The organism is Pseudomonas emilianonis, from assembly GCF_023072625.1.
In the GTDB taxonomy this organism is placed as follows: domain Bacteria; phylum Pseudomonadota; class Gammaproteobacteria; order Pseudomonadales; family Pseudomonadaceae; genus Aquipseudomonas; species Aquipseudomonas paraveronii.
The window spans coordinates 1-5,999 of record NZ_JAKNRV010000318.1 but is presented as its reverse complement, the minus strand read 5'-3'; the positions used below and the strand labels follow the sequence as shown (position 1 = coordinate 5,999).

Here is a 5,999-nt window from a genome sequence, read left to right as displayed (position 1 = left end):
TGGCGCGCCTGGAGGGCGAAGCCGTCGCGGCGGCCGCATTGCCGCCGGTGGTCGAGCAATTGCTCAACAGCGAAGACGCCAAGGAAGGCGTGCGCGCCATGCTCGAGAAGCGTCCAGGGGTATTCAGGGGAATTTGAGTTGGCCGTGCCGCAGTCATCGCGAGCAAGCCCGCTCCCACATTTGACCGAGCACATCCTGAAGGAATGCGGTCGATGTGGGAGCGGGCTTGCTCGCGATGACGCCCGTTCAGACAACTAGGTGGCTGGCCGAATGGCCTTGATCAGCGCCTGCAACGAATAGCCCAGTCGCGGTGCCAGCGCTTCGGCGCGGGCCGAGAGCGCGGCATGGTCCAGCTCCTGATCCAGCTCCGAAGGCACCAGCAGGATCACATTGCCCTCCTTCACCGGCAGCTCCCAATAATGCCGGTGATACAACCCGCGCAACAAGGCCGCACCCAACGGTTTGCCATCGTCGGTGGCCCACTGGTTGATCACCAGCCAACCGCCGGGGTTGAGTTTCTTCTGACAGTTTTCCAGGAAAGTCCAGGCCAGGTGCCCGACGCCGGGGCCGACGTCGGTGTACAGGTCGACGAAAATCAGGTCGGCGGTTTCGGCGGTTTCGAGCAATTCCAGAGCGTCGCCAATGCGGATGTACAGGCGTGGATCGTCATCCAGCCCCAGGTACTCAATGGCCAGGCGCGGCACATCGGGGCGCAGCTCGATGGCTTCGACATCCTCCAGCGGCAGGAACTTGAGGCACGCCTGGGTCAGCGTGCCGGCGCCCAGGCCGAGGAACAACGCGCTCTCCGGCTGCTCATGGCACAACGCACCGATCAGCATCGCACGGGTGTAGTCGTACTCCAGCCAGCTCGGGTCGGCGGTGAATACGCAGCTTTGCTCGATGGCGTCGCCAAACTCGAGAAAACGGTAATCGGCCACTTCGAGCACACGGACAATGCCGAAGTCATCATGGACCTCGGCCAGCAGGCGCTCGACACGCTCCTCGGTCATCTCAACTCCTAAAGGGTCTAGCCCCACGGCAAAGGCGCGATTGTCGGCCAACCAGCGGCAACAGGTCACGCACTAATTGCTGATAACATTGGCGCCCGACCGTCAATCACCCTATCGAGTTCACGATGAGCCAACCCTGGAGCCCCGACAGCTGGCGCGCCCTGCCGATCCAGCAACAACCCCAGTACCCGGACGCTGCGCACCTGTTGCAGGTGGAGCAGAGCCTGGCCAGCTACCCGCCGCTGGTGTTTGCCGGGGAGGCCCGCGAGTTGCGCCGTCAGTTTGCCGAGGTGACCCAGGGGCGCGCCTTCCTGCTGCAAGGCGGCGATTGCGCCGAGAGTTTTGCCGAGTTCTCCGCCGCAAAAATCCGCGACACCTTCAAGGTGCTGCTGCAGATGGCCATCGTGATGACCTTCGCCGCCGGCTGCCCGGTGGTGAAAGTCGGGCGCATGGCGGGCCAGTTCGCCAAGCCGCGCTCGTCCAACGATGAAACCATCGATGGCGTCACCCTGCCGGCCTACCGTGGCGATATCGTCAACGGTATCGGCTTCGACGAAAAAAACCGCGTGCCAGACCCCGACCGCCTGCTGCAGTCCTACCACCAGTCCACCGCCACCCTTAACCTGCTGCGCGCCTTCGCCCAGGGCGGGTTTGCCGACCTGCATCAGGTACACAAGTGGAACCTGGACTTCATCGCCAACTCCGCACTGGCCGAGAAGTACAGCCAACTGGCGAACCGCATCGACGAAACCCTGGCCTTCATGCGCGCCTGCGGCATGGACAGCTCGCCGCAACTGCGCGAAACCAGCTTCTTCACCGCCCACGAAGCGCTGCTGCTCAACTATGAACAAGCCTTCGTGCGCCGCGACAGCCTGACCAACGACTACTACGACTGCTCGGCCCACATGCTGTGGATCGGCGATCGCACCCGTCAGTTGGACGGCGCCCACGTCGAGTTCCTGCGTGGGGTACACAACCCGATCGGGGTCAAGGTCGGCCCAAGCATGAACCCGGATGACCTGATCCGCCTGATCGACATCCTCAACCCGGACAACGACCCCGGCCGCTTGAACCTGATTGCGCGCATGGGCGCCCACAAGGTCGGCGACCACCTGCCGGCGCTGATTCGCGCCGTACAGCGCGAGGGCAAGCAGGTGCTGTGGAGCTCCGACCCGATGCACGGCAACACCATCAAGGCCAGCAGCGGCTACAAGACCCGCGACTTTGCGCAGATCCTCGGCGAGGTGAAGGAGTTCTTCCAGGTACACGAGGCAGAAGGCAGCTATGCCGGCGGGATTCATATCGAGATGACCGGGCAGAACGTCACCGAATGCATCGGCGGTGCGCGGCCCATCACCGAAGACGGCTTGTCGGACCGCTACCACACCCACTGCGACCCGCGGATGAATGCCGATCAGTCGCTGGAGCTGGCGTTCCTGATCGCCGAAACGTTGAAGCAAGTAAAACGGTGAGCGCATTCTGTAGGAGCGAGCCTGCTCGCTCCTACAGTTGTGTGAGCATCGCCGCCCTTAGTCGGTCGGCACTCGGCCGCTGGCAATTGAGCTGCACCTGTTCCAGGCCCAGCCAGTCGGCCATTTGCCGCAAGTTCAGCGCCAACGCACGCATCCCCTCTTCATCCAGCCCCGGCTCTTCTTCGTGTACCGCATGCACGGCCAGGCGCCCGTGCGCACGTTCGGCGCGCAGGTCGACGCGCGCGGCGATGCGCTCGTTGTGCAGAAACGGCAGCACGTAGTAGCCGTACACCCGCTTGTCTTGCGGGGTGTAGATCTCCAGCCGATAACGGAAATCGAACAACCGCTCGGTGCGGCTGCGCTCCCAGATCAGCGAATCGAACGGCGACAGCAGTGCGCTGGCCGGCACCTTGCGCGGTACTTTCGGCGCCGGCAGGCAGTAGGCCGGCTGCTTCCAGCCCTGCACCCGGCATGTCAGCAATTGGCCGTCTTCGACCAGCTCGGCCAAGCGGCTGCGAGTGTCGGCAGGCTCCAGACGGAAGTAATCGCGCAGGTCTTTTTCGCTGCCGACGCCCAGCGCGGTCGCGCTGTGCAGCAGCAAACCGCGCTGAGCCTCGGCCTCGCTCAGCGGGGCGTGGTAAAGCCTGTCGCCGGGAATGACGCGCTCAGGTAAATCGTAGAGCCGCTCAAACCCGCGCCGACCGGCAACCGTGACCAGGCCAGCAGCGAACAGCCATTCCAGCGCGTGCTTTTCATCACTCCAGTCCCACCAGGGGCCGGCGCGCTCTTCGCGGGTCGACAGACTGCCCGCGCCCAGGGCGCCCTGTTGTTCAACGGTGCTCAAGACGCGCTGGATGATGGCCTGCTGCTCGCGACCAAAGCGCGCCATCTGCGCATAGATGCCCTGCCCCTGTTTTGCCCGCTCCATGCGCCAGCGCATCAAGGGGTACAGTGCCATCGGCAACAACGAGGCCTCATGCCCCCAATATTCGAACAACGAACGCTGTCGGCCCTGGCTCCAGGCCGCCTGCTCAAGCAATGACGGGGCGTACTGACCCAGGCGGGAAAACAACGGCAAGTAATGGGAGCGCACCACGGCATTGACCGAATCGATCTGCAGCACGCCCAGGCGTTCGATCAAGCGGTTGAGGTGCGTGGCCTTGATCAACGCGGGCGCCTGACGCCCGGAAAACCCCTGCGCGGCCAGTGCCATGCGGCGCGCTTGCTTGAGGGAAAAAGACAGGTCGGCGGGCATGGGCATCTCCGTGTGAGCTTGCCCCTACCCTACTGCATCCTCGGTCATTTTCGCAGCGGATCTTCCCAGAAATGCCGATGGGTTTCGCGCTCCACGTCGGCGCGGCTCAGCCCGATGTCCTTGAGCGCCGCATCGCTCAAGGTGGCCAGCAACCGCCGCTCGTGATGCAGCGTCTGCCACCGTGCAATCGCCTGGAACAGCCCGCGAAACGGCCGCTTCGCCACTACTACAAAACCTGTTTGACCTTTCATCTTCTCGCCCTCCCATGGGGATGACGCAAGTGTGTGTCGGAGGCTATGATCAATCCAACGAATGTTTTTTATGAAATACATCTCGGAGATTGATCAGTTGGTTCCTTACCCAAGCATCGACACCGACGTGCTGCGCACCTTCGTCGCCATCGCCGATCAAGGCGGGTTTACCCGTGCCGGCAAGCAGGTCAACCGCACCCAATCGGCGGTGAGCATGCAGATGAAGCGCCTGGAAGAAGACGTGCTACAGCGCAAACTGTTCGAGCGCGACGGTCGGCAAGTGCGACTGACACCCGAGGGCCAGGTGCTGCTGGGGTATGCGCGGCGCATCCTGAAACTGCACAGCGAGGTGTTCAATACCTTGCGCGAACCGCATATGGTCGGGTTGGTGCGCATCGGCACCCCGGACGACTATGTGATGCGCTTCCTGCCGGGAATTCTGAAACAGTTTTCCAAGGCGTACCCGCTGATCCAGATCGAGATGCACTGCGAGGCGTCAACGGTGCTGATGCAACGGCGAGACCTCGCGTTGACGGTAATCAGCCGCGAACCCGGTAATGATATCGGCGAGTTGTTGCGCACCGAGCGCATCGTGTGGGCGGCGGCGCCGTGCTTCTGCGTGGAAGAGCACGACGCCGTGTCGCTGGCGTTGCCTAGCGCCGACTGCCTTTACAACCAGTGGGCCCGTACCGCACTGGATACGGCCGGGCGCAATTATCGCCTGGCCTACAACAGCTCCAACGGTGCGGCGATCCAGGCTGTGGTCAGCGCCGGCCTGGCGGCGATGGTCAGCATGGAAAGCCTGGTGACGGATGACCTGCGCGTGCTCGGCAGCGACGACGGTTTCCCACCCTTGCCGTCGATGAATCTGCGCTTGTTGCGTAACCCGCTGACGACGTCGCCCATCACCGACTGCCTGGCGGAGTACATCATCGAAGGCTTCAAACTTTAAACGTCAGCATCACCGCGCACACCACCAGGAAACCGCAGAACAAACCGCGCAACAGGCGCTCCGGCAGGGCGTGGGCGACTTTCACCCCCCAACTGATGCTGAGCAGGCCGCCGACCGCCAGGGGGATGCCGATCATCCAGTCCACCTCGTGGTGCCAGGCGTAGGTGACGAGGGTCACCCCGGTGCTGGGCAACGCCAAGGCCAGGGACAAGCCTTGGGCCACCACCTGGGTGGTGCCGAACACGCTGGTCAGCACCGGCGTGGCGACCACCGCACCACCGACACCGAACAAACCGCCCATGGAGCCGGAGACCGCGCCCAACACGCCGAGCCACGGCCAGGCATGGCGCATCTGTGCCGTCGGCGGCGCATTGCGGGTGAACATGCGCAACAGGTTGTAGGCCGACAGTGCCACCAGAAAAGCAATAAAGCCGATGCGCATCGCGCCGGCATCCAGGCCCACGGCCCAGATTGAGCCGAGCCAGGCAAAGCTGAAACCCATCACCCCCAGCGGCAACGCGTGGCGCAGTTCAATGCGATTGCGCTGGTGATAACGCCACAGCGCGAGCATCACGTTGGGCACCACCATCACCAGCGCGGTGCCTTGGGCGATCTGCTGATCGAGGCCGAACAGCACGCCGAGCACCGGGATGGCAATCAACCCGCCGCCAATGCCAAACAGGCCGCCCACCGTGCCCAATGCCGCGCCTAATACCAGGTACATCGCTAAATCCAACACCACGCATTACTCCACAATCCCAAGCCTCGCATGCTACGCAGTCCGCTCTGGCGCGGATACGCACAGCAACGCACAATGGCTGTGCCAATCTCGCATAAGCGTCGACTGATGAACCCGAATATTCTGACCGATCAACTCAGCCTGTTTCTCGATGTACTGGAAACCGGCAGTTTTTCCGCCGCCGCACGTCGCCATCCGCTGACACCTTCGGCCGTGGCCCGGCGCATCGACAGCCTGGAAAGCTCGGTGGGCAGCCGCTTGTTCCAGCGCAGCACCCATGCGGTGCTGCCGACACCGGCCGGCCTGGCGTTCGCCGAGCG

Annotated in this window: 7 protein-coding genes and 1 pseudogene; 4 read left to right on the top strand and 4 right to left on the bottom strand. The window is 63.4% G+C overall.

Annotation, left to right across the window (positions count from 1 at the left end):
- Positions 1-137, top strand: a pseudogene (locus tag L9Z73_RS23710) (crotonase/enoyl-CoA hydratase family protein); the annotation flags it as partial.
- Positions 138-254: 117 nt separating this feature from the next.
- Here L9Z73_RS23710 and L9Z73_RS23705 read toward each other — a convergent pair.
- Complete coding sequence (locus tag L9Z73_RS23705; RefSeq protein ID WP_247406229.1) at positions 255-1,010, bottom strand: spermidine synthase; 756 nt, start codon at positions 1,008-1,010, stop codon at positions 255-257.
- Positions 1,011-1,135: 125 nt separating this feature from the next.
- Between L9Z73_RS23705 and L9Z73_RS23700 the strand changes: the two genes are divergently transcribed.
- Positions 1,136-2,482, top strand: coding sequence for a class II 3-deoxy-7-phosphoheptulonate synthase (locus L9Z73_RS23700; RefSeq protein WP_247406226.1), 1,347 nt, complete (start codon positions 1,136-1,138; stop codon positions 2,480-2,482).
- Between the two features lie 31 nt (positions 2,483-2,513).
- On the opposite strand, the gene L9Z73_RS23695 is transcribed toward L9Z73_RS23700, so the two are convergent.
- Both L9Z73_RS23695 and L9Z73_RS23690 read right to left on the bottom strand, forming a co-directional pair.
- Positions 2,514-3,737, bottom strand: coding sequence for a winged helix-turn-helix domain-containing protein (locus L9Z73_RS23695; protein ID WP_247406224.1), 1,224 nt, complete (start codon positions 3,735-3,737; stop codon positions 2,514-2,516).
- A 44-nt stretch (positions 3,738-3,781) separates the two neighbouring features.
- Positions 3,782-3,988 (bottom strand): DUF1127 domain-containing protein, encoded by a 207-nt coding sequence (locus tag L9Z73_RS23690; protein WP_247406222.1) that lies wholly within the window; start codon positions 3,986-3,988, stop codon positions 3,782-3,784.
- Between the two features lie 70 nt (positions 3,989-4,058).
- On the opposite strand from L9Z73_RS23690, the gene L9Z73_RS23685 reads away from it, so the two are divergent.
- Positions 4,059-4,940, top strand: coding sequence for a LysR family transcriptional regulator (locus tag L9Z73_RS23685; protein ID WP_247406219.1), 882 nt, complete (start codon positions 4,059-4,061; stop codon positions 4,938-4,940).
- On the opposite strand, the gene L9Z73_RS23680 is transcribed toward L9Z73_RS23685, so the two are convergent.
- The gene (locus L9Z73_RS23680; protein WP_247406231.1) at positions 4,930-5,679 is read right to left on the bottom strand and encodes a sulfite exporter TauE/SafE family protein; all 750 of its coding nucleotides are present in this window, start codon (positions 5,677-5,679) and stop codon (positions 4,930-4,932) included. The two genes, L9Z73_RS23685 and L9Z73_RS23680, sit on opposite strands and share 11 nt — an antisense overlap.
- Before the next feature lie 108 nt (positions 5,680-5,787).
- Here L9Z73_RS23680 and L9Z73_RS23675 point away from each other — a divergent pair.
- Positions 5,788-5,999: helix-turn-helix domain-containing protein (locus L9Z73_RS23675; protein ID WP_247406216.1), on the top strand; the 212-nt coding region annotated here is incomplete at its 3' end.